A 3,396-nucleotide genomic window follows, 5' to 3' on the forward strand; every position below is an offset into this window, starting at 1 on the left:
GTCAGAACTCGATGCGCACGTCGCCCTTCGGCACGCTGCAGCACGAGAGGATGTAACCCTCGGCTTCGTCTTCCTCGGTGATCCCGCCGTTGTGGTCCATCTCGACCTCGCCACCCAGCTTCATCACCTTGCACGTCCCGCAAATCCCCATGCCGCAGGCTTTCGGAATCAGCAGGCCAAGCTTGGCCGCCGCGGCGTGCACGGTTTCGCCCGGCGCCACGCGGATGCTTTTGCCCGAGGCGATGAATTCCACTTGGTGCAGGTCCGCCAAATCGACTTCCGGCGCATCCGCTGCCTGCTCGGCTTGCTCCACGGCGTCGGCGCGGGCTTCCGGTGGCGTGGCGCCGAAGGATTCCTCGTGATAACGCGTCATGTCGAAACCGGACGCTTCCAGCAGGCGTTTCACCGCGCTCATGTACGGCGTCGGGCCGCAGCAGAACACTTCGCGCTCCAGGAAGTCCGGCACCATCAGTTCGAGCATCTTGTGGTTCAGGTAGCCGCGATACCCCGCCCACGGCTCGCCCAGGCCGTGCTTCTCGCAGATCAGGTGCAGGCTGAAGTTGTCGATCCGCGACGCCATGTGTTCCAGCTCGCGGTGGTAGATGATGTCTTTGGGCGAGCGCGCGCTGTGGATAAACGTCATGTCGACGTTGGCGTTGGTGTCATAGAACCAGCGCGCCATGGACATGACGGGGGTGATGCCCACGCCGCCACTGAGGTACAGCACTTTCGGGCTCGGGAAGTCGATGGCATTGAACAGCCCGACCGGCCCGTGCACCGCCAACTCCTGGCCTTCGTGCAGGGTGTCGTGCAACCAGTTAGACACCTTGCCGCCCGGCACGCGCTTGATGGTCACCGAAAAGCTGTACGGCACCGACGGCGAGCTGGAAATGGTGTAGGAGCGCATGATCGGCTGGCCTTCGATTTCCAGCTCCAGGGTGACGAACTGCCCCGGCTTGAAAAAGAACAGGATCGGCTGGTCGGCCATGAAGCAGAAGGTGCGCACGTCCCAGGTTTCCTGGATGACTTTGACGCAACGGACGATGTGCCGACCATTGGCCCAGGTCTGGGTAGTGACCGGATTCAGGAAGCTGTTGGACATGCTGTTCTCCACCGCCGATATTCGGCTTTATGGTGGCGATTCTGCGTAACGCGAGAACCGCCCATTTACCTATCTGCGACATTCACATACTTATCGCGACCAGCCCCCATACGACGGGGGTTGCGCGTCGGGATCAGAGTGGGCCATGTCGCTAATGGACAAGGTTCTGGCCTTTGCCGGGCCCACACTCGCTCCCAACAAACACGCTTTCTTTACGCCTTGCTGCAAAACCTGATTAGTCACTATTCGCCGGCCACACAGAATGGCCATGAGGACACACACGATGGACGTCACCGCAACCTTAAGCTTGGGCGATCCGCTGGAACCCGCACGCAAGGCCACCGCGCAAATGCTGCAAGAGCGCGAGCGCACCTTTTCGCTGCCGCAGCCGTTCTACTCTGATGAGCGCCTGTTTGATATCGACATGCAGGAGATCTTCCAGAAAGAGTGGTTGATCGCCGGCATGACCTGCGAGATCCCAACCAAAGGCAACTACATCACCCTGCAGATCGGCAAGAACCCGATCATCGTGATCCGTGGCGCCGAGGGCGTGGTGCATGCGTTCCACAACGTGTGTCGTCACCGGGGTTCGCGCTTGTGCACCAGCGACAAGGGCAAAGTCGCCAAACTCGTCTGCCATTACCACCAGTGGACCTACGAGCTGGACGGCCGCCTGCTGTTCGCCGGCACCGAGATGGGCGCCGACTTCGACATGAAGCAATACGGCCTCAAACCCGTGAACGTGAAGACTGCCGGTGGCTACATCTTCATCAGCCTGGCCGAGACCCCGCCGGCCATCGATGACTTCCTGTCGACGCTGAACCACTACATGGAACCGTACGACATGGAAAACACCAAGGTGGCGATCCAGACCACCTTGTTCGAAAAAGCCAACTGGAAACTGGTGCTGGAAAACAACCGCGAGTGCTACCACTGCAACGCGTCGCACCCCGAGCTGTTGAAAACCCTGCTGGAGTGGGACGACGTCACCGACCCGCGCGCCGACCAGGCCTTCAAGGACCACGTGGCCGCCTCCGCCGCCGCCTGGGATGCCGAGAAAATCCCGTACGCCCACGCCAGCTTTGGCCTGCGTAACCGTATCGTGCGCATGCCGCTGCTTAAGGGCACCGTGTCGATGACGCTCGACGGCAAGCAAGGCTGCAACAAGCTGATGGGCCGCATCCAGAACCCGGACCTCGGCTCGATGCGCATCCTGCACCTACCGCACTCATGGAACCACTGCATGGGCGACCACATCATCGTGTTCACCGTGTGGCCGATCAGCGCCCAGGAAACCATGGTCACCACCAAGTGGATCGTGCACAAGGACGCCGTCGAAGGCGTGGACTATGACGTGGAGCGTATGCGCAAAGTGTGGGACGCCACCAACGACCAGGACCGTCGCCTGGCCGAAGAGAACCAGCGCGGCATCAACTCCACCGCTTACCAGCCGGGCCCGTACTCGCAGACGTATGAGTTTGGCGTGGTGAACTTTGTGGATTGGTACAGCGAACGCTTGCTGAGCAACCTCGGCGCGGCGCCGGCGCCTTACCTGAAAGGTGTGGCCGTTCACGAATAACAGCTTCCCCAGCCATGAAAATGTGGGAGCCAGCTCCCACATTGACTGTCACCAGCGATCAAACATTGATCAACCCTCTCGCAGCCCTTTGTCTTCCTGCCCTCCAGCCTTTGCCCAACAACTTATCCACAAAGCCACCCACAGCAATTGTGGGCAAGTACGGCTGGTGTCGAAAAATAACCGAAGAAAATCCGTGACTTATTCAAATGGGCGCAATTCACCCGCCACTGCTCACTTATTGATCAACTCCCTGTAAGCCACGAACTGCGTGCCCTGTAGCACTACGCGAACACCTTATCCACAGAAGCACCAACAGACTTTGGGGGCAACTTTGGCAACGCTGTGGAAAACCCCGTCAAACCTTCATAAACCGGGGCATTCAGGCGTTTTATTCGAGAAATAGCTTAAATTGATCATATTTCAACCAGCTCACTGAAAGCCTCTGTTTATAAGGCCTGCAGACGATAGCAAACATCTTATCCACAGAAGCGCCAACAGACTTTGGGGGCAAGTCTGCGCCGGGCATCAACGTTATTCAGGGGAAAACCCAAGGAAAAACCGTCAGTTAGAGTGGTTGTTTTTCGTACAGCAGGCTGGAGGGCTTGATTGGCAGGGGGTGTGGACAGTCGCAAACAGGTTATCCACAGGTGGGTCAACAGGGATTGTGGGTAAACCACGAAGACGCCGAGAAAATTAAGAGGGTGCGGGCTTGTGT

The 3,396-nt window shown here is 58.7% G+C and carries 2 protein-coding genes; one reads left to right on the forward strand and one right to left on the reverse strand.

Features of this window, described 5'->3' with window-relative positions:
* Nucleotide 1 precedes the first annotated feature (1 nt).
* A complete protein-coding gene (gbcB, locus tag WBB95_RS15315) occupies nt 2-1,102 on the reverse strand; it encodes a glycine-betaine demethylase subunit GbcB (protein WP_424488354.1) in 1,101 nt (366 codons plus the stop codon).
* 283 nt (nt 1,103-1,385) lie between these two features.
* Between gbcB and gbcA the strand changes: the two genes are divergently transcribed.
* The gene (gene gbcA, locus WBB95_RS15320; RefSeq protein WP_424488355.1) at nt 1,386-2,681 is read left to right on the forward strand and encodes a glycine-betaine demethylase subunit GbcA; all 1,296 of its coding nucleotides are present in this window, start codon (nt 1,386-1,388) and stop codon (nt 2,679-2,681) included.
* Nucleotides 2,682-3,396: the final 715 nt, after the last annotated feature.

It is taken from the genome of Pseudomonas sp. (assembly GCF_049645325.1).
Lineage (GTDB): Bacteria > Pseudomonadota > Gammaproteobacteria > Pseudomonadales > Pseudomonadaceae > Aquipseudomonas.